The sequence below is a fragment of the Pseudoalteromonas sp. NEC-BIFX-2020_015 genome, assembly GCF_012952265.1.
Classification (GTDB): domain Bacteria; phylum Pseudomonadota; class Gammaproteobacteria; order Enterobacterales; family Alteromonadaceae; genus Pseudoalteromonas; species Pseudoalteromonas neustonica.
This window is the reverse complement of the sequence record NZ_JABCJL010000008.1, coordinates 146057-171316: the sequence shown is the minus strand read 5'-3', so window position 1 is coordinate 171316 and position 25260 is coordinate 146057. Positions and strand designations below refer to the sequence as shown.

At 39.0% G+C, this 25260-nt stretch carries 20 protein-coding genes, 1 tRNA gene, 1 other RNA gene and 1 pseudogene; 8 read left to right on the top strand and 15 right to left on the bottom strand.

Annotated elements, in window-relative coordinates; genetic code table 11:
- Window positions 1–122: 122 nt before the first annotated feature.
- From HH219_RS08425 to HH219_RS08395, 7 genes are all read right to left on the bottom strand, one after another.
- Window positions 123–659 (bottom strand): tail fiber protein, encoded by a 537-nt coding sequence (locus HH219_RS08425; protein WP_169327147.1) that lies wholly within the window; start codon window positions 657–659, stop codon window positions 123–125.
- A 13-nt stretch (window positions 660–672) separates the two neighbouring features.
- Window positions 673–1203: a tail fiber protein gene (locus HH219_RS08420; protein ID WP_169327146.1), complete on the bottom strand. Its 531-nt coding sequence runs from the start codon at window positions 1201–1203 to the stop codon at window positions 673–675.
- 12 nt (window positions 1204–1215) lie between these two features.
- Window positions 1216–1764 carry a tail fiber protein gene (locus HH219_RS08415; protein WP_169327145.1) on the bottom strand — a complete coding sequence of 183 codons (549 nt, stop codon included), beginning with the start codon at window positions 1762–1764 and terminating at the stop codon, window positions 1216–1218.
- A 64-nt stretch (window positions 1765–1828) separates the two neighbouring features.
- Window positions 1829–2110 carry a hypothetical protein gene (locus tag HH219_RS08410; RefSeq protein WP_169327144.1) on the bottom strand — a complete coding sequence of 94 codons (282 nt, stop codon included), beginning with the start codon at window positions 2108–2110 and terminating at the stop codon, window positions 1829–1831.
- A gap of 29 nt (window positions 2111–2139) precedes the next feature.
- Entirely contained in the window at window positions 2140–2649 is a 510-nt protein-coding gene (locus tag HH219_RS08405) for an N-acetyltransferase (protein ID WP_169327143.1), read from the bottom strand.
- 20 nt (window positions 2650–2669) lie between these two features.
- Window positions 2670–3329 (bottom strand): aspartyl/asparaginyl beta-hydroxylase domain-containing protein, encoded by a 660-nt coding sequence (locus HH219_RS08400; RefSeq protein ID WP_169327142.1) that lies wholly within the window; start codon window positions 3327–3329, stop codon window positions 2670–2672.
- 489 nt (window positions 3330–3818) lie between these two features.
- A complete protein-coding gene (locus HH219_RS08395) occupies window positions 3819–4877 on the bottom strand; it encodes a phytanoyl-CoA dioxygenase family protein (protein WP_169327141.1) in 1059 nt (352 codons plus the stop codon).
- Between the two features lie 137 nt (window positions 4878–5014).
- Between HH219_RS08395 and HH219_RS08390 the strand changes: the two genes are divergently transcribed.
- The 4 genes from HH219_RS08390 (at window position 5015) to HH219_RS08375 (ending at window position 8572) form a co-directional block, all read left to right on the top strand.
- Window positions 5015–6286, top strand: a complete 1272-nt coding sequence (locus HH219_RS08390) for a hypothetical protein (RefSeq protein ID WP_064435682.1) — start codon at window positions 5015–5017, stop codon at window positions 6284–6286.
- Window positions 6283–6831 carry a hypothetical protein gene (locus HH219_RS08385; RefSeq protein ID WP_169327140.1) on the top strand — a complete coding sequence of 183 codons (549 nt, stop codon included), beginning with the start codon at window positions 6283–6285 and terminating at the stop codon, window positions 6829–6831. The genes HH219_RS08390 and HH219_RS08385 overlap by 4 nt, the downstream gene beginning before the upstream one ends.
- Before the next feature lie 15 nt (window positions 6832–6846).
- Window positions 6847–7644, top strand: a complete 798-nt coding sequence (locus HH219_RS08380) for a hypothetical protein (RefSeq protein WP_169327139.1) — start codon at window positions 6847–6849, stop codon at window positions 7642–7644.
- A 541-nt stretch (window positions 7645–8185) separates the two neighbouring features.
- A complete protein-coding gene (locus tag HH219_RS08375; protein ID WP_054205182.1) occupies window positions 8186–8572 on the top strand; it encodes an MmcQ/YjbR family DNA-binding protein in 387 nt (128 codons plus the stop codon).
- 702 nt (window positions 8573–9274) lie between these two features.
- On the opposite strand, the pseudogene HH219_RS08370 reads toward HH219_RS08375, so the two are convergent.
- The 3 genes and pseudogenes from HH219_RS08370 to ssrA all read right to left on the bottom strand — a co-directional run.
- Window positions 9275–9460 (bottom strand): annotated as a pseudogene (locus HH219_RS08370) (tyrosine-type recombinase/integrase); the annotation flags it as partial.
- 47 nt (window positions 9461–9507) lie between these two features.
- Window positions 9508–10296 carry a Fic family protein gene (locus tag HH219_RS08365; protein WP_211842063.1) on the bottom strand — a complete coding sequence of 263 codons (789 nt, stop codon included), beginning with the start codon at window positions 10294–10296 and terminating at the stop codon, window positions 9508–9510.
- Window positions 10297–10685: 389 nt separating this feature from the next.
- Window positions 10686–11042, bottom strand: a transfer-messenger RNA (tmRNA) gene (ssrA, locus tag HH219_RS08360).
- Between the two features lie 283 nt (window positions 11043–11325).
- Between ssrA and HH219_RS08355 the strand changes: the two genes are divergently transcribed.
- Window positions 11326–12951 (top strand): FapA family protein, encoded by a 1626-nt coding sequence (locus HH219_RS08355; protein WP_169327138.1) that lies wholly within the window; start codon window positions 11326–11328, stop codon window positions 12949–12951.
- A 22-nt stretch (window positions 12952–12973) separates the two neighbouring features.
- Here the strand turns inward: HH219_RS08355 and rnt are convergent, their stop codons facing one another.
- A complete protein-coding gene (gene rnt / locus HH219_RS08350; protein ID WP_054203468.1) occupies window positions 12974–13636 on the bottom strand; it encodes a ribonuclease T in 663 nt (220 codons plus the stop codon).
- 206 nt (window positions 13637–13842) lie between these two features.
- Between rnt and HH219_RS08345 the strand changes: the two genes are divergently transcribed.
- The gene (locus HH219_RS08345) at window positions 13843–14721 is read left to right on the top strand and encodes an OmpA family protein (protein WP_169327137.1); all 879 of its coding nucleotides are present in this window, start codon (window positions 13843–13845) and stop codon (window positions 14719–14721) included.
- Between the two features lie 102 nt (window positions 14722–14823).
- Here the strand turns inward: HH219_RS08345 and HH219_RS08340 are convergent, their stop codons facing one another.
- On the bottom strand, window positions 14824–15726 hold the full coding sequence (locus HH219_RS08340; protein WP_054203237.1) for a DMT family transporter: 903 nt from the start codon (window positions 15724–15726) through the stop codon (window positions 14824–14826).
- A 687-nt stretch (window positions 15727–16413) separates the two neighbouring features.
- On the opposite strand from HH219_RS08340, the gene HH219_RS08335 reads away from it, so the two are divergent.
- Complete coding sequence (locus HH219_RS08335; protein ID WP_169327136.1) at window positions 16414–17619, top strand: aromatic amino acid transport family protein; 1206 nt, start codon at window positions 16414–16416, stop codon at window positions 17617–17619.
- A 278-nt stretch (window positions 17620–17897) separates the two neighbouring features.
- On the opposite strand, the gene HH219_RS08330 is transcribed toward HH219_RS08335, so the two are convergent.
- The gene (locus HH219_RS08330; protein WP_169327135.1) at window positions 17898–20897 is read right to left on the bottom strand and encodes an EAL domain-containing protein; all 3000 of its coding nucleotides are present in this window, start codon (window positions 20895–20897) and stop codon (window positions 17898–17900) included.
- Window positions 20898–21268: 371 nt separating this feature from the next.
- On the opposite strand from HH219_RS08330, the gene HH219_RS08325 reads away from it, so the two are divergent.
- The gene (locus HH219_RS08325) at window positions 21269–22426 is read left to right on the top strand and encodes a chorismate mutase (RefSeq protein ID WP_054203239.1); all 1158 of its coding nucleotides are present in this window, start codon (window positions 21269–21271) and stop codon (window positions 22424–22426) included.
- Window positions 22427–22650: 224 nt separating this feature from the next.
- On the opposite strand, the gene HH219_RS08320 is transcribed toward HH219_RS08325, so the two are convergent.
- Window positions 22651–24276: a methyl-accepting chemotaxis protein gene (locus HH219_RS08320; protein ID WP_054203240.1), complete on the bottom strand. Its 1626-nt coding sequence runs from the start codon at window positions 24274–24276 to the stop codon at window positions 22651–22653.
- Between the two features lie 888 nt (window positions 24277–25164).
- Window positions 25165–25249: transfer RNA gene (locus HH219_RS08315), tRNA-Leu, on the bottom strand.
- Window positions 25250–25260: the final 11 nt, after the last annotated feature.

Below are 25260 nucleotides of genomic sequence, written 5' to 3'. Positions count from 1 at the left end.
AAGTAAATAACAACCAACAGAGCTCTTTCAAACAACATATAACTTATTTCCTGCACAAACATAATCGTTTTTTCATCATATGTAGAATACAGATTTCAAACTAAAATCTGTATTCTCACACATCAATTTCTTGGTGGATAAATGCCATCCAAAGCAATACAAAAATTGAGGGCTAATGCCGGTTGCATATTCTGATGTGGCTGCCCAGCACCAGCGGTAGCAAAACTTGAGTTATCCATTAAGCCTGTTTCACTATCTAGGGGGGCGGTATATCTCAGTGCGCCACCTGTTGCCCCAGTGTCAATTGACAGCTTATTGTTAGTTGGCACTGCGGTGTCACCTGACTGACGTACTCCAGAAATACTGTGTGTGTGCTCAGGTAACTGAGATGCGACCAATGCCTCTTGCGTGAACCCACCAAAAAACGAGAATGGGCGAAGAGATAATCCAGGCCCCTGCCCTGCGTGCATAGGTGCACGCCCCGCTAAATCAGGAAGGCCAAATGTTGTTCTACCATCACCTCCAAAATTAGTCCCTAATAAGCTAAATACTGCTGTCATCTGCGCAATTCCTACAATTTGGCCATTGCAAATTGACCAATCTCGAGGACTGAACGTTGCGCCAAAAATACGAATTTCTCCAATAAATGGATCTGCCATATCTTATTCTCCTCTAGTTTCTTGATGGAAAAATGCCATGAAGGCAAATAATGAAGTTAATGGCCAAATAAGGCATCATATTATTATGCGACGCATTACCCCCAGTAGATCTAACAGCCAGATCGCTCATTTTTTGTACTTCACCTGTTACTGTTCCACTTAAGTACGCCAATTCACCTTGAGGGCTTGTTGCAAGCACATTACTAATCGCAGTTGATGTGTTTGCACTGTTATTGCTTGCCTGTAAGCTATGAGTATGTGCAGGGATTTGACTCTTTTGTAAGGTAACCTCTTCTACACCCGCTTTAGCTGCGAGTGGATAGTTTTGTAAACCCGGCCCTTGACCAAAATGAATGGGGATACGACTTCTCATATCTGGCAGTGCAAACGATGAACGTGCGTCGCCCCCGTATTGGGCCCCTATAAGGGCAAACAAAGGCTGGTTTTGATTTACCGCCATAATGGTGCCATTACACATTGCCCATTGCCGCGGTGCAAAGGTCGTGGCCATCATTTTTATTTCACCAATAAATGATTCAGACATGCTTTCTCCTTATTAATTTCTTGCTGGGAAAATACCGTCAAGCGCAATACAAAAATTCAGTGCTAACAAAGGCTGTATATTAGTGTGCGACTGACCACCACCCGCGCTAGAAACAACGTCTTGCGCCAGCCCAGTCAGATTTGACGCTGAGTTATACATAAATGGTTCAGTAGCAGTACCTGTGAGATCTTTAGAACTTGCAAACACTCTATCTGTAAAAGCTGGGCTATTTACTGCCTCGGTAATGGTCGCTTGCACACCATGAGAATGAGCGGCCATTTCAGCAATACTGAGCGTGACATTTTCCACGCCATACTGCCCACCAGCCCTGAATAGTCTATTTGGCTCACTTTTCAAGGTGCCTTGACCAATTGGCGTTCGCCCTCGTAGATCTGGGAATCCAAAACTGCTCCTTCCATCCCCTCCAAATTGCGTTCCAATTAACGCGTACAAAGCGCCATTTTGAGAAATTGAAATCACTTGACCATTACATAATGCCCAGTCTTTTGGAGCAAAATTGAACGCAAATGGTCGTATTTCAGACGTAAACGGTTCAGACATAAAAATCTCCTTACTCACTTTTATTAGACAGATAATTTACTTTACTAATTTCTAAACACACCAACTACCTTTGTTGAGCAATGTGGATCTCGTATTCTGTTTCACTATTTGGCGATAGAAATAACTCAGCTTCACCAAATGCTTCATGCTCAAGCTTATAGGTGCCTTGGCTTAGAGGCTCATCGGCTTTACCCTTTAATCGTACACAAAATGCGTTCCACTCATCCCCATTTAGTTTCGTTCTTTCAACCGATGAAATTTCTAATTCGACGTCGCCGTTTTGACCAACAACTTTGACTGTTGCCCCCTGTGCACTTTCAACATTTTCAAACGTAAATTTTTCCATATTAAACCCCTATGCTTTTTTTGATTTAGTTACACACCGCTCATTAACTTCGCTGAGTGCGGGTACCACACCATAAATTCATATGGCGGGCTTATTGATTCAACTTGAAACCCTAAACGACAATATAACTGCTTTGCTGCCACATTATTTTGTTCAACTGAGAGCGTTAAAGGTGCACCTGATTGAGATGCGGCACTTTGAAATGATTGAATTATCGCTGAGCCAAAACCATGCCCTCTCGCACTTGGTAAAAAGCCAATATCGACGATGCGAATTTCATTTGGACCAAAATCAATTGTTGCCTTACCGATTGCTTCATGATGCTTTTCAATAATGAAGTACATTGCGTTAGGAAATTTTTCACCATACCCTTGTGTTTGTGCTTTAAATTGCATTTCTACAATTGACTCAACAAAATCTTTTTCGCCATCAATTAACTGTAAATCTTGGCGCATTGAACTATGCAGCTTTTCTAAAAAAGGCTTATCGTTTGCATTTGACGGTCTTATATTTAAGCCCTTAGGAATATTAAGTTTCATTACCTCTTTAGCTCCTTAGCTTATTTTTTACTGCAATATGTTTTTTCTTTAGAGTTCATAATTAAATCCAACAACCACTCATTAACATTACAGTCTATGACTAGGTTGATTCTTGGTGTATCACCGGTATTTATTACAGAATGTTCCGCATCCGCATTTATATACCAACAATTGCTCTGATTCATTGGAACTTTTAAATCATCCACTAAAAATTCAACATGTTCAGATGTCTCTAAAGAAATATGAATACGTGCCTGGGCTGATAGCTCAATACTCAATCCAAGGTCTCGGTGGCGTTTAATCAAAGAGTTGGGGGAAAGGCGCATAAGCCGTGCAGATAAAATATTACATTTAAATTGAGACAATAACTCACTAATAGAAGGTAAATATTGAAGGTGATCGCCATCAATAAAACTTGAGCTAGATTCAATTGCGAAAGATTGCAGAATCACATGCTTATCAGCATGCTCAACAGGCACTCTTAAAGGCAATACATCCCAACCGCCCTGATAACACTGGGTATTAACATGTCTAACCCATTCCAATTTTTTTGCTACAACCAAATCGGCAGACATCTTTTTTACATTATAAAAAATTTCAAGCTTGGCAAACGAAATGACTGGAGAGGCTATATTTTCACCAGCATTAACAACTTCAGGAATAAGTATGTCATCATTCATTATTTATTCTCAAACGAAGAGAATGAATGAGTAAGTATTTAATCTTAAAACAAAGCGTATACAGGGTGGGGACAAGATCGATTTCTGTATGTATATTGTTGCAGTATGTTGAGCTACTTTCACTCACTATAACGGCTTTAGCACATGACTCTAATTGCATTTTAAGTAAAGACTTTAAATAACAAATTATTGGTTTTGCACGCCGTAAACGCTGCGGACTATGTTTTTCCATACTTAAACATTCCTTTGAGCTTTTATTACAATATAAAATTCTATCGCAAATTAATGCTACATTCAGAAAATATAATAGCCCAGAAGGTGTAGAGTGCAACTTTTTTAGTTCTATTATTTTTAATAATCACTAACTTGAAAAGTCTATCAACTTATTTTTAACAATAAGTTACGTATAAGTTTGGCATAAGTTAAAAATAAAAAATATTACACCCTATTACACGGCATTCTTTTTTATTCATGGCGAGTCTTAGCTACTTATTTTAATGGAGTCATGTTTATATATTGTACAATACGAGGTGTATTCCCCTTATTTGGACAACTACCGTGCGGTAATGTATGCCGCCAAACAATTAAGCTACCTGCCTTTGCAGCCAATGGAGTACTGTGAGACTTACCGAAATTAAAAGAATGTGGATTGGTATTTTTAGGTAGGTTAGCCAGCCAGTTGTCTATTTTTTTATGAAAGCCAGGTACACAACTGAATGCACCTTGCTCAGCGGTAACGTCAGTAAGGTACAGTAACCCTTGCGTTGCAAAGGTGAGCGGTTTATTAAAGTTTATATCCCAGTGAAGATTTGGCCCAGGAAACTGCCAACTTTCTGTCTGTGGTGGATTAAAACTAAGTCTGTCAGTGCTTACTATTAAGCTTTTTCTCCCCCAAAGTTGCTCAAAAACATCTCGAACTTGAGGAAGAGAGCGTATAACTTGCATGGTTATATCATTAAATATTTGTACCATAACCCCCTGTTTAAGCGCATGACAGCTATACCATGAAGCGGGGTTGTTTTTATCCATTTTCAAACGTTCATAAAGCATATTACAAACGTCTTCACATAATTTTTTTGGCACCAACGCTGGAATAATAACATAACCATTATTATCCCAGCTTTGCCACTGCAATGGCGTTAAAATAAAGTAACGAGGCGTCTCTACTGATGCTGTTTCATTTTTTATGTCTGTTTCCTCAAAAAATGAAACAATGTTTTTATTAAGCTGATTTCTTTTTGCGTTTGAAATAGCTCTGCCATGCGATTTTTCTACCCAATTTTCAAATTCGAAAAAACTATCACTCGCAAAAATAGACTCTATAGTCGGTGTGAGCCCTAAGCCTAAGGTGTCCATTATCATGACATCAAGCGACCATTCGTCTTCTATTGTTGTTTTATCCGCACAGCCTTGTTTTTGTAACTGTACTTTGTGCCACATTCGCTTTAATTGAAATAGACCTAAGCCTCCAGTTTCTTTATAACAAGGAAGTGTGCTCAGCGCTATTGTGTGCGGGGGTGGCACTTTTGCTATCAACTCATTTTGCATAACAACTCCTTTTCCTTCCCTGATTTCAGATAAGTAAAACACCTTAAATTGATTTATTAACACTGACTAAACTTAATTAGAATAGAGTGCTATATTATTGCAAGCAACTATTTTTGTAGCTAAATACAGGGAATGATATGGATACTGAGTTACTGAACAGATACCGTAATGCGGTTACACATTTGCTAAATGAGCCAGGTGATGCTGGGTTGATGAAGCCTTTTATCAACGATTTAAAAAATTACTTAGGGAATATTACGTCTATATCAACTGATTTAGATATGAATGACTGGAATGATGAAAATACATCCCAAGGCGTTGCAATTTCTCCCGTACAAGCCGCTAAATGCACTGAAGAGACTCTTCGTACGCAAATCTTTATGCAAGGTGTTAAATTCGCTATTGAAGTACGTTTAAAAGCAACGACTGATGATATTCATATTCTTTATGCCGGTACAGGCCCTTATGGTACGTTACTTATTCCTTATTTAAGTGTTGCCACAAACCCGCGCATAAAAGTCACTCTCATTGACATTCATCCAGAAAACATCAGTGCAATTAAAAAGCTAGTAAAGCACTTTTCAATCACCCAAAACATTGTTGCAATCACGTGTGATGACGCAACGCGTTGGCAAGCACCAGACTCCCAGCAATTTGACATTATTATTTCTGAAACCATGACGGCTCTTTTAAAGCGAGAACCCCAAGTTTTTATTTTTGCTCATTTATGTCAATACCTGAGTGAATCTGGCACCTTGATCCCACAAAAAATTTCTTTAAAGGCATGGCTAACACCTTTTAACTCTTTAATGCAGACAGAAGATAAACCGAGCACTGACATACTCTTAAAAGAGTTTTATTGCTTAAATATAGACGAAGCTAAGCGTTTAAATACGGGAGATACATCCGCCTTTAAAGGCAGTATGCTGATCCCAAATGGCGTTGAAACTAATTACAGACTAAAACTAACAACCGATATTCAAGTATACAAACACCTTAAATTGACCGAAAACCAATGTAGTTTGAATATACCGCTGACCTTTTTACCTCATGATGCGCAGCTTCGTGGCGGTGAAGCTATTCATTATGAATATATAATGCCCAAATGCGCAGACTTTATATTTAAATTCCCCATAAAAAATACAATTAAAACAGAGACTAAATTAGCTAAATTTACAGATCTTAATAATTTAGGTTTACCAGGCGTAAAGCGTATGTTTGAGCGTGCACAGGCAGCTAAATGCGGTCACTCCTTCAGCATAGCCGACGATGAATGGGCATTATGGACCAAGCTATTAGATTCATTAGCACTACCATACCATGAAACGACAGCTGCACTTTACCAAAGCCAACGTATTGAAGAATTCGAACATTGGTTAAACATTAATAGTAATCTAACACCATCATGATGATTAACTCTAAACACAACACAGATAAACAGTTAACAGACGTTAATAAAATTTTAGCCTTTCTTACTAATATTGGCATAAAGCACCGATATGAAACACTAGATGAAAAAACTTTTTTGCCTGGCCTTAAAGTAAATAATGGTACTTTATTACTTGATTTTGAAAAGGGATTTTATCCTGGTGACATTCTCCATGAAGCAGGTCATATTGCGGTTACCTCTGAAACAACAAGAACCTGTTTAACTGGGGATATGAAACACCATGATCATCAAGCGGCCGAGGAAATGACTGCAATTGCATGGTCTTGGGCCGCTGCCTGTTATTTGGATATTGCACCCGATGTTTTATTTCATAAAGAGGGTTATAAGGGTGCATCGGCGAGTCTTATAGAAGCCTTTAGCACTAACACAGGGTTTGGTTATCCCCTTTTATATTCATGGTTTATGTGTGAACAGCCGAATCACCCTAACGGTTATCCAAACATGTTAAAGTGGCTAAGAGATGACGCCTATACCCAAGCTCAACTAAAAAAATTACGATTATAACTATAAGGAATATACGTGCTTGATAAAAACCTCACTCCAGAGCAACTTACAATAGTATGTGCTGATCTAGCCCATCTAAGATTAATAGCCGATTTAAAACTAGCACCTACAATCCCTTACTTTGCCGAAAAACCTTATCCTATTGGCCGTTGCAGAGAGATAAGAGATGAAGTATTCACATTATTACAAACGCAAATACCAACAACAAATAAACCTGGGCTTAGCTTGTTAAAAGAGCTTATTGCACAAGGCTCCCCATTGCAAAAAGCGTGGGGCTCTTTACGGGATGAGTATTTTCAAAACGCATTTATTTTGGGCCCTTGGTATATTGATGTTTCTAACGACACCGTAAATGCCAACAAACCCAGAATAGAAATTTTGCCTTTAGCAACATCAAACTTTACGCCCATCAAAGATTTTACTCAGTTTATAAAAATAGCACGGTCCTATTGGAAAGTAGATATTTATAGGAATGATGTTTGCCCCGCACTTGCTCCCTACATGCCACTACTATGTGTGGGCACTAATGGGGCTAGCTGGCTTGGGGCTGCGAACGACGACATGCTAAATATTGCAATTAATAGCAACTTTAAAGAATCAAGGCTTATTTTGAACTCTTTACCACGTGCTCCCGTACATATTGTAAAGCGCTGGAAAAATGTATTAGCTGGTTTTAGTAATGATCATTTGTTAGTACACGAAGGTGATCCCATCAAATATTGTGATGTTTATGCTAAAAGCTCATCTAAACCCGATCTAGTAAAGCGCGATGCAGCCGTTATAGCCTATTCATCTTTACCTAAATCAGTGTAATAAAAAGTTTAAAAGCGCAAGCTGCTTAATGAATCACTAGGGCTTGTTGACCTTTCGTGATTGATTTTGCAGCAGTATGTTTGGTATTTAGGCAAGGCAGAGCCTACGGTGTGTGGTTGTTCCCCATAAATAGGCGATAACGCAGTATAAATTCCAAACATGCGCTGCCCAAAGGGTTCTTCCTAGGGGCGATTGACTCTTTGTTGCTCGATTTTTACTTATTCTCACATGGATGTGAGCCAGTAGAATAACGCAGGAGCAGTTATCGAGCCCGCTAGGTTACAAACCTCGCGCCGCGATTAAATCGCCCCTAGGTTGAACAAATTTCAACCCACAAAGGTCAACACGCCCTAGCAGACATTTTTATTAACCAAGTATACTTAAACATCATACATCCCGAACAACAGCACGCATTTTTAAAATTTAACTTCTAGAGGTTGTTATTGCTAATAAATTTGCTTTATTAATCTCTTTTTCATGACTAAACGATAAAAAAGCTGCTATTGTTAATTTATCTTAAAATGACTTCAAGGACTGGATCATGAATCAACACACAGCACATGAGTACCTAAAAAATAAACCTCTGGTCATGGTTACCCAACCTTTCGGCCAAGAAGTTGATGTATATAAAGTGAACCATAAAATGTTTGCAACACTATCCGTCGGAAACGAAGGGCAAACAGATGAAAATGGCAATTTAATCTGGTGGATGAATTTAAAATGCGATCCAGACGAAGCCCAAGCACTGCGTGATATTTTTCCGTCTGTAATACCGGGTTATCACATGAATAAACGGTTATGGAATACTGTTATTCTTGATGGCTCAATCCCTAATGGGGAAATTGAACGCATGATAGATAATTCTTTTAATTTAGTGGTCGCAAACATGCCTGAAAAAGACCGTAAAGCAATTGAAATACATCTATAAAAAATTGATATAAACTGCACTGTTCAATTTATTTGCTCAGTGCAGAGTAATCTATAATGATTGACACTAAACATTCCCTCTAACACACGCTAAAACACTATTTCGAGTTAATACCGACTCACAGTAAGTATTTTCTTGCGTGACCACCATTTATATATCTAACCACTGCGAAGTGAGTGATTGGAAGAAGTTTAAACTCTACGTTTGCTCAATATTTGCATGCCCCAGCCATTGCTGTAAAACTAAAATATTGCCTCCGTTCATCATAATATGACTCACTAAAATATGCCTTAAAATATGGCAACACAGCCCTTTGGTAAATTAATATCCGTTTAATACCAATCGGCTTAAATATTTAACCATACTAGTCAATGAACTATTTTTATATTCAGCTCAAGAAATTGAAATGGAAAAGCAATTTCAAGCACTATTGAAATCATTGTTAATTAATCATGATAAAAGAAGCTGGCTACGTAGACATTGCTCAGGTAGTTTTAGTGGTCTTTTGGTAATATTTTTACTGCTGCTTTCTTTGCAGTAATGCTATGGATGTTTTCATCTGATGAAGCTAAGTCAAGTTTAAGTAACTCAGCAAAAGAGAATTTAGTCACAGGTATAGCTCGAATTATTGGTGTCGAAGTATCTTTAAAAGACTTCCCCTAAGTATCAGAGTGAGTTACACAACAAACTAGCCATGATTTTTTAGATGCTAATTTGGGGCCCAAACTTAATAGCATCCTCTAAATGACTTGATGTAAAGTGCGCGTAAACCATAGTTTGCTCAGTCTTTGCATGACCCAGTATTTGCTGTAGTACCAAAATATTACCTCCGTGCATCATAAAATGACTCGCAAAAGTATGCCATAAAACATGACTACATTGCCCTTTTGTGAATTAACATCCATTTTATTTACAGCAGTTATTTTAACTCTCTGCTACTGCTTTACTTGCCAATAGCCTGTTTTCTTTGCGCCTATGCGTGTTATTAATCTCGCACCTTTTAAAAATTTTATGCGCCTTTCAATGGTACTTTGCGACTTACCACATTTCTCAGCAAGCTGTGCATTGGTCATATAGTGGCCTTGTTCGATAAACGCCAAAATGACTTTATCAACGTCAGATAGTTTTAAACCCTCACTTAAACCCGCATTTAAACCCTCAGATTCTGACGTTTTAGCCTCAGTTATTGCATCAAAAATCATTTGTAACATGAACTCAATAAATGGAGCGCTATCGGTTTGCTGGGTGCTTTGGCGAATAGCGAGGTAGTAGTCGTCTTGATGTTGATGCACCATACTTTCAACAGGAATATTAATAAACACGTCATGCCATTTAGACAGTATCAACGCTTGCCATAAACGCCCGACTCGGCCGTTGCCATCTGAAAACGGGTAAATAAATTCAAACTCATAATGAAATACACAACTGGCAACAAGTGGATGAACATCACTACTTTCTAGCCATTCTAATAGTTCAGCCATTAATTTTGGTACACGTTCAGCTTGCGGTGCCATGTGTACAACTTGCTCACCCGACATTACACCTACACCTTCTTGACGGTACATGCCTGCATCGTTAACTAAGCCTGTCATCATCAATAAATGCGCACTTAAAAGATTTGAAGGGTTTGTTGGCTGCCACTGAGTTAGCGCGTCATAACTATTAATCGCGTTATGCGCTTCTTGCACCTCTTTAGGTGGGGCTATAATACGTTTGCCATCCAAAATAGCAGTTATCTGCTGCTGCGTTAAGGTACTTCCCTCAATCGCAAGTGAGCCTTACACGGTTCGCATGCGGTTAACCTTACGTAAGCGCAGTAACTTGGCTTGCTCTTGTTACACTGTGAGTCGACCAATAGACTCACTAATTTTGGCAACTAACGTGAGTGTTTTATTTGATAGTGTAAAAGGCGGTGCGTATTTGGCCATTTTGTAAGTTCATTAATTAGGTTATTAAATTGAGCAGTGGTTGATAAAGTAACACTTTCAAACTTTATTTGTACAGTCAGCCCATTGTTTATATAAATGAATTGCATAAAAAAACCCGCAAACTTGATTGCTCAAATTTGCGGGTTTTTTAGGGTTTTTAAATCAACGAATTTAAAAACCTATATTGGTGGAGCTGGGGGGATTTGAACCCCCGTCCGAAAAGCCTCGACCGTCGGTACTACATGTTTAGTATTGTCATTTAATTAACCTTTAAATCCCGGACAAACACGGTAGATAAAGGCGAGGCCGCTTAGTTTTAGCGCTTCAACCCCGGCCAGGGTTTCCGTCGCGATCAGGTGTTAGGGTGACACTCCAAAATCCAGTCCACAAGAATACATGGAAGGAGCGCTAGCCAGCCTAAGCTGCTAGAGAGTAGTTATCGTCGTTTGCGATTACTTTAGATTGCGGCTTTTTAACGAGGCAAACCGCACCTCGACATGCACCTTGGGCTTCTTGAATTCCGTCGAATCCTAATCAGCCCCTGAATTAGTAAACTCATTCAGAGCGTGCAGGCAGTATAACTGAGTAACGCACTGATACTCAAGGCCCTTCTGCGCTTTATTTTAAGCATTTTATTCAACTGCTCATTTAATACACATAAACATGTTAACAAAATGCCGAGAAACGAAATAAAACAGAACAATTGCTTAACATACATTCAAAGTTATGCTCAAATGCTTGGCTAAACCACCAAACTCATTTTAGTTATTTGGTTTGGGGATAAAAAATAATAAAAACAGGCATATTAAATAGGAAGTATTCTAAATGTCGTTGTTTACCCATGATATGCAAACAGGCTTTGTTTCATTGCTTGAGCACCCAAAAAACAGTGGTTTTCCAGCCACTAGCTCTCAACTTATGGAGTTAATAGAAGAATCTGCATATGCTGATTTTGAAATAGTCAGTGCAAATATCGGTAAGTTGTTCTCTCCTAGCAAAAACTATCAAGCTGATCCTCTCATTATAGCCCGTGCACTTGATGCATCATTACTCATTCAAGTTGATGAAAAAAATATGGTAGCAGAGGCAACATTGACCACCGCTAAGGGCGGCACGTTGATGTCTATGGAACTGGCGCGCGAGGTGTTAGCTGACGCTGGTGTATTACAAGGTGTTAGCACTCGCGCACTGGATAATTTTTTAGGCCAACAGTTTGAAAAGCCTGCTGGTGTTTCTTATAAGGCGATTGTTGCTCACGGGCGCAGGCCTAAAGAAGGCAGTGATGCTAAATTTGTGCGTTTGTGTTCTACAGCCCAAGACCGCGTTTTAAGCCCGCAAGCAAAAGAAGGCGGTAAGGTCGACATGCGTGATTTAGGCGCCATTATTACGGTAAAACCGGGCACCCCTCTAATGCAGCGTGTTGCTGCAACGCTAGGTGAAGATGGTTACACTGTTTTTGGTGATATTCTTCCCGCCAACCCAGGAAAAGATTTAGCATTACAACCTTTTGAAGGGACTAAAATAGACCCGGAAAACCCCAATATTCTCATAGCAGACTGTAAAGGCGTACCCGTTGCTCTGCCGCGAGGTATGCGGGTTGATGATGTTCTCTGTTTTGATAATGTTGATATTGGCACTGGCCATGTTGATTTTGATGGCAGTGTAATCATTAGCGGTGATATTAAAGATGGTATGCGTGTTCGTGCAAGTGGTGATATCACTGTACTCGGGTTTGTTGAATCCGGAAAAATCGAAAGTGCGAGTGCCGTTACTATCATGTTGGGCGCGATAGGCAGAAAGCGTGAAGGTAGCGAAGCCTTTACCTGTAAAATTAAAGCAGCTCGTACTATTTCAATTGGCTATGCGCAATATTGTCATATTCATACTGAGCAAGATTTATTTATAGAACGTCAGGCATTGCATTGTGATTTAAGTGCGCGGCGGTTAATTCGTGTAGGAAAAGCTAATAATCCGAGAGGTAAAATAATTGGTGGCAATATACTAGACGCAATGCGGATTGAAACCGGCGAATTAGGTGCGCCATCAGGTACTAAAACCCGCGTTTATCTTGCGCAATATTGGCATGACTTACGTCAAAAACAACAACAAATTGCCGATTTTGAAAAACTGCTCGCCACTAAATCTGTCGCACTTAAGCAAGCGCGTAAAAAAGCAGTTAAAATTCCACTACCCGTTAAGCGACAACTATTTTTAGATAAAATATCAGCCAGCGAGCAACAAATTGATATTCGTATCGCGAATACCAAACGTAAAAAACATTTGATAAAACAAAAAATAACGCGTTTATTAGCAACCAGTCGGTTAAAAATTAATGAGTTAATGCACCCTGGTGTGGAGCTTAAAATTGCGAAAGATTCAAAGCACTTTTCGCGAATTTACCCACCACACTTAGTCAAAATGACTGAAGGAAAAATTACTCAGTCGTTTTAACGACTGAGTTTTGCTCATCACTTTAAATACTTCCCTCTGAATCATCTAGCACTTCTTCTGCTAGCGGCCAGCCACCGAGTTCTTGCCAACGATTAACAATGAAGCAATAAAGTTCAGCAGTACGCTCTGTATCATAAAGTGCTGAATGAGCTTGTTGGTTATCAAACTCAATACCTGCCGCTCTGCATGCTTTTGCTAATACTGTTTGACCAAGTGCTAAGCCTGCCAGTGAAGTAGTATCAAAACTTACAAAAGGATGAAAAGGCGTACGTTTAATATTGTTACGCTCAATTGATGCATTTAAAAAACCATGATCAAATGCAGCATTATGGGCCACAATCACTGATCGCTGACAGCCTGCGGCTTTTTGAGCTTTGCGCACAACTTTACAAATTTCTTTAATTGCTTCTTCTTCAGGTACTGCACCGCGTAATGGCGAAAATGGGTCTATACCGTTGAAGTCAATTGCGGCTTGTTCAATATTAGCCCCTTCAAATGGTTCTACATGAAAATGAACCGTGTGATCAATGCTTAGCAGCCCATCATCGTCCATTTTTAATACTGACACCGCAATTTCTAGCAGTGCATCGGTTACTTTATTAAAGCCCGCAGTTTCAACATCAATAACCACCGGGAAAAAGCCACGAAAGCGTTTTGCGAAAAGAGTTTGTTCAGTATTTGCCATAGTATTCTTGGTTTGCCAGAGTAAGCTGGCTATTATGTCAAAAATCATAGCTCCTGTGCTAGGGCTTTACCGATTAATTTAACGCTTACATTTAGGCATATAACTTGCTTTATTTAACTAGCTAACGACATTATGATGGCTTAGTGCCTTTGTAAATGCAGTCTTTGCCAAGATATTGGCGTAAATAAATTGTTGGAGATCCCGCGATGAAGCTTTCAATGCTGTTTATCAGTCTAAGCATTGCAACTGTATGCCTGTCAAATACGGCGAGCGCTGCGATGCGCCAATACACTGCGACGGCAGATAACTCACAATGGGAAGTCGTTAAAACCACTCGTTTACAATGTCAGTTAAATCATGAGGTTCCTTACTATGGTGAGGCAATTTTCAGTGCTGATGCCAGTAAAAACAAAAATGTTACTTTCAATCTTGATATGGTTGTGCGCCCAGATAATTACGCTATTGCGGGATTAAAAGCAGTGCCGCCAACTTGGCGAGCAGGATTACCCGCTCGCGACTTAGCTAATATGAAACTACTTAGAAAGTTCGATGGTGAACTTGGAAATAAAATAGCGTGGGAAATGCTCACAGAACTTGAGAAAGGCTATTATCCAACTTTTTATTACCAAGACTGGCAAAACAGTGCCGATAAAATTGCCGTTGGTTTATCAAGCATCAATTTCAAACAAGCCTATTGGGCTTTTTTACAATGTCGCGACGAGTTATTACCTTATAGCTTTGAGGACATTTCATTTACCGTAATGAATTACCAACCAAACACAAGTAAGCTGACAAAATCATCTCAACAGCGCTTAGACAAAATTGCTGAGTATTTAAAGTACGATACGGGGATTGCGTCTATTTCTATTGCATCCTATACCGACAGCTACGGTGGACGCTGGAACAACTTAGAGCTTTCAAAAAAACGCGCTAAAGCTATAAAAGATTATATGGTCAGTTTAGGTATTGATGAAGCCAAGGTCGAAACCCAAGGTTTTGGCGAAAAGCGCCACGTAGCCACTAACGATAATATTTTAGGTCGAGACAAAAACCGACGCTTAGTTATTCAAATAGCAAAAATGTAGTTAAAAATTAGGACGTGCTAACCTTCAATGATTAAAGCTTGTTCAATCTAGAGGTGATTAAATCGCGCTGAAGACACGCCCTAACTATACTTTCAATAATATTTAAGAGTTAAGTTTTCTAAACTTAACTCTTTTTTTCATCCAATTTTCACCAAATTGGAACACCGCCAAGCTCATTAATATGATCACCGCACCTATAATGAGCTGTTGATCAACTGATTCATCATTTAACCATGCACCTAAACCAATCGCGAAGCTTGGTGTGATCAATGTTGTTAAGGCCACCGTGCTTGCTGGCAACTTTTGCAGCACATGAAAATATGCCAAAGCGCCAATAAGAGAGCCAAACACACCTAAATAGACTATTGACCAGAGCGATTTTGCGCTCCATAAATGGCTTTGTAATTGCCCATCAACAATCCACCATGTAATAAAAAATAAAGGGGTTACAAATACTAATGCGCCAAAGGTTGTTGCCATCGGATGAATTGCTATTTTTACGCGCTTAATCATCACGCCACTGAGGCTAAAAAAGCATACTGCCATAAACACATACAGTAAACCTTGTAGCTGCATTAAAGAACCTTGAATATGCTTTGCACTCACTAAAAACAACCCAAGTAGAGCAAAACCAAGAGCGATAATTTTTATAAGACTAAATTTTGGCTCGTTTAAAAGGCGCTGTGCCAATAAGCCCGACAATATGGGGGCTAAACCAAACATCAAAGAAATAATGCCTGATGGTACTGTTTTGGCAGCCATATAACTGAGTAACATGCCGCCGTAGATGCCAATACTAGAATAACCATATAAAAAGCATGCGCGGCGATGCCATGGCACACGAATATTTGCTATAGCAACAACAAAAGCGGCTAAAACTAAGCCTATTAGCATGCGCATGAGCACAGCTAAAGTCGGCGCAACAGTTTCACTACTAAAAACAATGCCTAAAGGCGTTGTTGACCAAATCAACACCATCAACAAATACGACGCTTTTACGTTCACACGATAATTCCTTTAAAGAGCGATGTAAAAGAGGAAAGGAGGATAATTCTAACCGCTTTGAAATCGCGGCTAAAATATAAAAACTATACCAGACCGCTACCCATACGCACATACATGACTGATGAAGCCAGCCATGAACATGATAGAGTTAGTAGTCGGTTAGTTTGATGCATGTTTATAGTTATCTTAAACAAATATTATTTTGAACTAATAGAAATACCAGAACTGGTTAATAAGTCAACACTCTTTACTGCTTTTTATTATGCCACGCAGTCGCTAAAAACGCGTACTAGATACTATACCCAAACCACCTCAAGATGCGAGTTTCAGTTGGAATTAAAAGCGATTTAGGCAAGGCATTGATTGCAAGTAATAGTTGTTCTATTGATAAAATCAATCTCTTATAAAAGTAACGCAGTATAAATCGCTTTTAAACCAACCCCTTGGGCGTTTCACAGGCACTTACTCTCATCGTTGTTACTTCTTAAAATGGATGGCCATTCTTGCAAAGTAACGCCTTGATATTAAGCCCCTGTGAAACGCTGAATTCTGCATCTTGAGGTGGCTTGGGTATATGCTTGTAAATCATAAGTTACAGTTAATTTCTTTGATTTATAACAAAACTATTTAAGTTTGCTTCAACTAGTTATATCTTGCCTGCCTCTCACGTAGTTTTAGGGGCAAAAAGTGCTTAAAAATAAAACAATAGGCAGCATGTTAATTGTTGCAGGTACCACTATAGGCGCAGGGATGCTCGCGCTTCCTATCGCATCCGCAGGATTAGGGTTTACAACTGCATTAAGTTTAATCATTGCTACATGGGTACTAATGACCTATACGGCACTACTCATGCTGGAATTACATCAACATGCCGATCGTGATGCTACGCTCAATACGTTAGCTAAATCTTGGCTTGGCAAGCGTGGGCAATACGTGGCTAACTTTTCTGTCATGTTTTTGTTTTACGCGCTCTGTGCAGCTTATATCGCCGGTGGCGGCGCGCAACTGCAAGAAAAAATAAACAATACTTTCAATTTTGATATTGCCCCACAAATAGGTTCTATCATTCTCGCAATTGTTATCGGCACAGTTGTTACAATGGGCACAAGCAAGGTTGATAAGCTAAACCGTGTGCTGTTTAGCATTAAAATAGTTGTACTTGCTAGCCTATTTTACATGCTAACCCCTTACGTTCATGGTCAGCATTTACTCGAAATGCCAATTGAACAAGGGCTTATTCTATCCGCTATTCCTGTTATATTTACCTCTTTTGGTTTTCATGGCTCTATTCCGTCTATCGTAAAATATGTAGGCCTTGATATTAAAACACTTCGTCGTGTAATGATAACAGGCGCTGCGCTGCCTTTAGTGATTTATATATTTTGGCAGCTAATTAGCCAAGGTATGATGAGCCAAGCAGAGTTACTAAAAAGTACAGGGTTACCCGGTTTTGTTGCTAGCATGGCAAATATTGCAAATAATTCAGCCGTGGCAACCGCCGTTAATTTATTTGCCGATTTAGCGTTGGCAACTTCATTCTTGGGTGTGAGCTTAGGGTTGTTTGACTTTTTTGCTGATGCGTTTAAAAAAGGTGATGGCAGCAGAGACAGAATAAAAACCGCTTTAATCACGTTTATTCCACCTCTTGGCTTTGCACTTTTCTATCCTCAAGGGTTTATAATGGCATTGGGCTATGCTGCTATTGCACTTGTTGTATTGGCTGTTTTTTTGCCTGTTACGATGGTTTATAAGCAACGTAATAGCAACAACAACCGTAAAGGCTACACAGTTCGAGGCGGTAACATAGGGCTAATGGTAGCGGGCCTATGTGGAGTGCTCATAATTAGTGCTCAGGGGTTGCAAATGGCGGGACTTATTCCAGCAATTGGGTAAACCTGCTTTATACCCAAACCACCTCAATATACAAGTTTCAGTTGGAATTAAAAGCGATTTAGGTAAGGCATTGATTGCAAATAAATCGCTTTTAAACCAATCCTTTGGGCATTTCACCGGCGCTTACTCTCATCGTTGTTACTTCTTAAAAGGGACTGCCATTGTTGCAAAGTAACGCCTTGATATTATAAACACCAGTGAAACGCTGAAGTCTACATCCTAAGGTGGTTTGGGTATATCTATGAAAAAGGCACCTTGCATGGTGCCTTTTAAAGTGCTTACTTTATTGTGTCATTGAGCTTTTCAAATAACTTAGGAAGCTCACTTTCAGGAATTGGCGGGCTGTAATAATACCCTTGAACTATGAAGCAATTGTTGTTCTGTAAAAACGCCACTTGCTCTATTGTCTCTACGCCTTCAGCTACAACATTTAGTTTTAACTTTTGCGCCATTGCGATGATTGCTGCGGTAATTTCCATATCGTTTGTATCTTCGGGTATATCTTTTACAAACGAACGGTCTACTTTTAGAATATCAACCGGGAAACGCTTTAAATAACTCAGTGACGAATAACCTGTCCCAAAATCATCAATAGAAATTGACACCCCTAACGCTTTTAATTGATGTAATTGCGTAATTGCCGCTTCAACATTCCCCATCAACATGCTTTCAGTCAGCTCTAAGTGCAATCGCCTAGCTGGTACATTTGTTTGTCTTATCATTGATGCTAGCAAGGGCACTAAATTAGCGTCTTTAAACTGACGAGCTGACAGGTTTATTGAAATATTATTCTCTCGCCCTTGTGCAGCTAATCTTGCAGCAAACTCGCATGACTCCTGCAATACCCAGGCACCTAACTCTACAATTAAGCCCGTCGCTTCTGCTATTGGTATAAATTTTGTTGGTGGGATCATGCCCTGTGTTGGATGGAACCAACGTATAAGTGCCTCATAACCGACTACATGTTGTGTTTTGCTGTCAACTTGAGGTTGATAGTAAAGCACAAACTGCTTCTCTTTAAGGGCTAAACGTAGTTCATTTTCAATGAATAGCCTTTCATTAGCTGCTGCATTGAGTTCTTGGCTATAAAAGTGGTAAGTATTTCGCCCTTTTGCTTTTGCCTCATACATTGCCAGATCAGCATGCTTTAATAATTGATCTTCTTCTTGGCTATCATATGGCGCCATTGTAATACCAATACTGGCACTAATAATTACTTCATTATTTCCAAGCATTATTGGTACATTAAGGGTTTTTTGAATCGTGTTGGCTACATCCATTGCATGCTCTTGGCGTTCAATACCACTTAGTAGCACGGCAAATTCATCGCCACCTAAACGCGCAATGGTATCTTCAGCTCGAAGTCGTGTCTTTAAGCGATTTGCAACTTCAACAAGTAGCTGATCTCCCGCATCATGCCCTAGCGTGTCATTAATGCGTTTAAACTCATCTAAATCAAAATAAAATAAAGCAAAAGCATAATGCCCTCGTTCTGCTAATGCCATTGATTTACGAAGCTGCATTCTGAAAAAAGTACGATTAGCTAACCCTGTTAACGTATCAAAGTATGCCAACTGCTCCATTTTTCGCTGGCTTTCTTTTACAAATGAAATATCTTGAGCAGATGCAACATAGCTTGAGATTAACCCACCCTCTTCTCTAATTGGGGAAATGCTCAAGGATACCCAAATTGGCTTTTTCCCTTGCCCTTGGATCAAGGTGTCGCCACGCCAATAATTTCGGCTGCGTAAATCAACATCTATATCATCAACCAAAATAGCCATTTCAGTGGCAATAATACTTAGTAAAGGTGATTGCATAAAGTGACTTTCATCAAAGCCACTCATTTCTAGCATTTTTGGATTTACATATTCAATGACAAAATTTTGATCTGTTATCACTACCCCCGTACCAGAGAATGCTACCGCTTTGGATAACTTGTTAGCGGCTTTTTCTGCAATTTCCTTCTCTGTGATACGTTGGTTTAAACCGTCTATTAATTTACGGATCTCAACCGCCATATCACGAAACGAGCCATTAAGCGTGCCAATTTCATCTTTATTCGCTTTTGGAAACTCTATTTGTAAATGACCTTTACCAAAACTTGTTACAGCATTTACCAGTGAATGAATACGACGCAGCACAAGCTGGTAAAGTGCTTGATGTAATAATAAAGCGACAAGTATTGCATAGAGAATAAACAATCCAAAAAACTTCACTTTCAATTCTTCTAATGCTGACAGTGCAGATGAACGTTTTTTATAAATACCTATATACCAATCTAAATGCTCAACTTTTCTAATATTGATAATATGTGTTTCATTGTCTTGAATAAACGAATCAGCATACTCTGGTAGGCGCATTTTGATCGTTTGATTAATTAGCTCCTGTAATGACCCATTAACAAAATCATTCGTTAATAACGATCTCCCAGCCTGACCATATTGTTCATAAATACTTTCATTTAACTTTGGGTGTGCCAATAATTGCCCTTGCCCATCAAACACAAATAAGTGCTGCTCATTGTCACCTATTGGTAACTGAGAGATCAGCGTATTTAATGCCAAATCGCTGCCGGTAACACCTAAAAAATTATTTTCCAAATAAATTGGCACAAGTACGCTGATAACCCATTTATGCCAAATTTCATCGTAGTAAACCTTTGACCAGACAGCCTCACGTGTTGGATTGAGTGCTTCTTGTGCATAATTAAAGCTAGTGCGGCTTGTAAATTGATGACTCCCTGTGACATTCAATGCCCAATTTGGTGGGGCTATGCGAATAAAGTTATCTTTGGTAACAAGATAAAAGTTAAAAAAATCTTGAGTTAATGTTGGTGATACGATCTTCCAAAGTGATTCAGAGTCGTTAATTAGCTTTTTATAAAAAGGAGTAAATTTAGACTGCGGCATAAAAGCCGCCGATAAACCATCTTCAGCGGCGCTTCGAATAGTGCCGTCGGTATCAAAGCTTAGTTTAGCATTTTGATTGCTGACCAACTGAGATGAATCATAAAATAATTGATTGGTGACAACGTTATTTGCCTGCTCCGCTATATTAACTTTTGTTTTGACTAAGTTATTAAATTGACGAATCAAACGTTCACTAGAGTGTTTGAGCATTTCATGCTCTTCAAACACTAATTGCTTTTCTTCTGATTTAAGCATCAAAGCGGCAGCACAAATACCAGCAATCAAACAAATTGCTGAGATAAGTAGTGATAACTTCATACTTAATGAATTCACACCAAAACGTGATGGTGGGCGTCGATATACCACAGGCCAACCTTATTTTTATTAATAATTGTTATTATTTGAATCAACAAGAAGAAATATACCAGATCCCTATTTAGATTTATAAATTTTTTGTGAATATAGCTAAAAAAAACCAAGTAAAAAAATAAACATTCATAGTTATTGATAAAAGTCCGATAGAGTGTTGACTTTATAGCCTACTCTCCATACATTAAAGCCATGAACAGAAAATTCTCGCACACTACCTTTTCATTTTTTAGCTTCTTTTTCTTTATTGAATAGAAGAGGCTTACCTGTTTGCGAGATTTAATCAACCGAATAGCAAAGCCTCCCAACTGGGAGGCTTTTTTATTTGTATTACCTGCAAAGGTAACTTTTGGAATGAGGAACCCAAAATGACAAATGAAGTACTTAATTCACTCAGACATGATATCAATGAAATTGACTCTGATCTGCTCGTTTTATTGGCAAAGCGCCGTCGTATTAGTCATGGTGTTGTTGAATATAAAATTGCCAATAATAAACCTATCCGTGACGAAGCCCGTGAACACGCCTTACTTGAGAAGCTTATAGGTTATGGTAAGTCTCTTGGTTTAGATGCGTATTATGTAAATAACGTTTTTCAAACAATTCTTGAAGATTCAGTTTTAAATCAACAAGCTATGTTACAAAAAAACCTTAACCCTGGGGTGATGAATGAAACTCATCGCGTGGCTTATTTAGGTGGGCAAGGTTCTTATAGCCAATTAGCGTGTCATAAATACTTTAGTCGTCGCCCAGGTAAACTAGTCGAAATGGGGTGTTCTAGCTTTGAGCAGATAACTGGAAAAGTTGAGAGTGGTCAAGCTGATTACGGTCTACTGCCCATTGAAAATACCAGTTCAGGTAGTATCAATGAAGTGTTTGACTTATTACAGCACGCCCAAGTGTCGATTGTTGGTGAAGTCACACATAGCGTAGAACACTGTTTATTAGTGACCCCTGAGACTGAACTTAGTCAACTCACTAAAATTTTTGCTCACCCACAGCCATTTGCGCAGTGTAGCCGTTTTTTACAAGGGCTAGGTGATATTCAACACGAAACCTGTGATTCAACTTCCAGTGCTCTACAGTTAGCTTTAGATACACCAAATAGCGCAGCGATTGGTTCAGCTCAGGCAGGCAAAAACGTAGGTTTAGAAGTCATAAAGTCTGGCCTTGCTAATCAGCGTGAAAACCATAGCCGCTTCATCGTTGTTGCACGTAAACCGTTACAAGTATCAAAACAGATCCCAACAAAAACAAGCTTGATTATGGCAACAAAGCAGCAAGCAGGCTCACTTGCTGATGCCTTAATGATTTTTAAACACCACAATATTAATTTGGTGAAGTTAGAATCCCGCCCTGTTCCTGGTAATCCATGGGAAGAGGTATTTTATGTAGATCTAGAAGCAAATTTAGTCGACAGCCAAGTAAAACAAGCCTTTGAAGAACTCAAAAAGCACACCCAGTATGTGCGTATATTAGGTTGTTATCAAAGTGAATCACTACAAGCTGTCAGTGTTGAGAGCTAAATAACCTAAGTTCAGGTTAAATAAAATAAACCGCTCTTTCAGTCTATAGACGTAAAAAATCCAATACCCTCAGGTATTGGATTTTAAAGGCATTTATACTGCGTTATCGCCTATTTATGGGGAACAACCGCACACCATTGCCTAAATACTAAATAGACTGCTGCAAAATCAATCATGAAAGGTCAACACGCCCTAACCTATTAAAGTTTTAATACTTAAGTAGATTACTCAACTTTAAATTTAGCAGTAGCATCTAATAAGTTATCAGATAAATAATGTAGATTTTTAGCCACATCTCTTACTGCAGCAAGTGACTGCATTGTATCTTCAAATGACATATGCATGTTCGAAACGTTCTCAACAACCATTGCAGCCACAGATGTTTGCTCTTCTGTTGCAGCGGCAATTTGCGAGTTCATTCCATTGATTTCAAGCATTTGCTCGGCAATTTTTTCAATCGATATACCTGTACTCTCTGCCGCAATTGCATTGTTTGTTGCCATATCTCGCGCTGATGTCATTGCACTTACTGATTCATTAGCAGCACTTGTTAAAGTGTTTAGTAGCTCACGAATTTCATTTGTTGATTTTGCTGTACGTGAGGCAAGCTCACGAACTTCATCAGCTACCACAGCAAAACCACGCCCTTGTTCACCCGCACGAGCCGCCTCTATCGCAGCGTTAAGCGCAAGAAGATTAGTCTGCTCTGCTATCGCTGTAATCACATTTAAAATTTGCGTTACATTCTTCGTATCGTCAGCCAATTTATTGATCGTTGTGGCTGCATGGTTTATCTCATTACTTAATGTTTTAGACTCTGAAACAGCCGTTTCTATTTGAGAGCGGCTTTGCTCTACTTCTTTTTCCGCCGTTTGCGCAGCCCTCGATGCATTCGCAGCAGATTGAGAGATATCTCCAACACTTTGCTTCATTTCTTCCATAGATTGCTTTACAACTTCAGCCTCTGTAGTTTGTTTAGCGGTTGCTTTTTCAGCTTGTTCCATACCTTGCACTAAGCGTGTTGAGTTTTCCATGAGGGGTTCACACACTGACATTACATCGAGAACTGATTTTTTCAATAGCGCTATAAAAATATTGAAATTAATTGCAACTTGGCCTATCTCATCTTCTGAACGTACTGCGAGCTGAGTGCTTAATGACCCTTTACCTTCTCCAAGGAGACGTAAATTATCTGCAGCATCACTTGCAGCTGAACCTATTCCTCTCGCAATTAAAATTGCCATAAAAAGTAATAGTAATAGAGAAACAAACGAAACAACTAACATTAACGTTAATGCATTATCTGAGCGCAACTTAGTGCTTTGTACTAATTCAAAGAAGCGATCATCTGCACGTTGCTGCGCAGATTTAAAACTTTGTAGTACCGAGTTATACATCGTTGTTTTTGATTTTGCCTGTTGCTGAATTTTCTCAAAGTCAGCAGTCCCGTTGATCATATCATTTGCAATTTGAGATGATATTTTTGAGTAATTAGACAACTGATTACGAGCCTGATTATCAATATAGTTTGAACTGAGAGAACTAATTGAATCCAGATTCTCTGTTAAATTTGAATATGTTTTGGTGGCTTTATCAACGAGATCTTGTTCGCCAAAAGTAACCGCCTGTGTGTAAAGCTCATCAAGTTTTTCAAGAAGCCCTACATTAGCAGATGTTAGTTTAACGACCTGATAAGATGTTTTTTCTAATTCATCTAATGAAACACGATTGTCATCCATGGCAATATAGTTATTCAACACTATCACCACAAATGCAATCACGGCAATACTAGTGATCGCATGAATTTTTTTAGTGATACTGATATTTTGAAAAGATAAGCTTGAAGCCATACTATTTACCCTATTATTTTAGCTATACGTATTATCGGCCTATTAACTATAAGTGTTAACTATATTTGTAATTTTTCTAGCTTTTTAATGTGATTTTGCTGAATTTAAGGAAAATAAATACTATTTTGGCGTTATAATCTTAATTATGTGACTTATTATAGCTACTTTATTAAAATCGTGATTTTTCTAGCGAGTAATCCGCTCACAAATTAACTGCGTTAAAATCACTTATATACTCAAAGTAGGGAAATCCAAAAGCAATCGCGAGAACAACGTTACGCCATAATTTATTTGTATTGCTTAATTAGTTATTTTTTATCGCTATAGCAAAATACTTATTTAATGCTATTAGGATTATACCAATCTGGGTAGATATGGGGTCTATTTAATGACAAGAAAACTAGGCAAAAATTTTTATATCTAGGGCGTGTTGACCTTTCGTGATTAATTTTGCAGCAGACTGTTTGGTATTTAGGCAAGGCAGCGCCTATGCAGTGTGGTTGTTCCCCATAAATAGGCGATAACGCAGTATAAATGCCAAACATGCGCTGCCCAAAGGGTTCTTCCTAGGGGCGATTGACTCTTTGTTACCTACACGGATGTAGGTAAGGGGCGTGAGCAGGACGCGGAAGCTTTGCTCGGTTTTGACTTAGCCCGCTAGGTTACAAACCTCGCGCCGCGATTAAATCGCCCCTAGATTGAACAAATTTCAATCCACAAAGGTCAACACGCCCTAGTTGTCCTAAATAAAAAATTTTTAACGACGTTATAGCGTGATTTAATTCGTTAAATTGTTCAAATATTTATGCTGATTGGTATTATACAGAGCTGTGCATAGCCTACTGACAAAAAAACCCAGTAACATTACTGTTACTGGGTTTTATAATATGGTGCGGTTGGGGGGACTTGAACCCCCACGCCCTAAAGCACTACCCCCTCAAGGTAGCGTGTCTACCAATTCCACCACAACCGCATTTTTAAAGC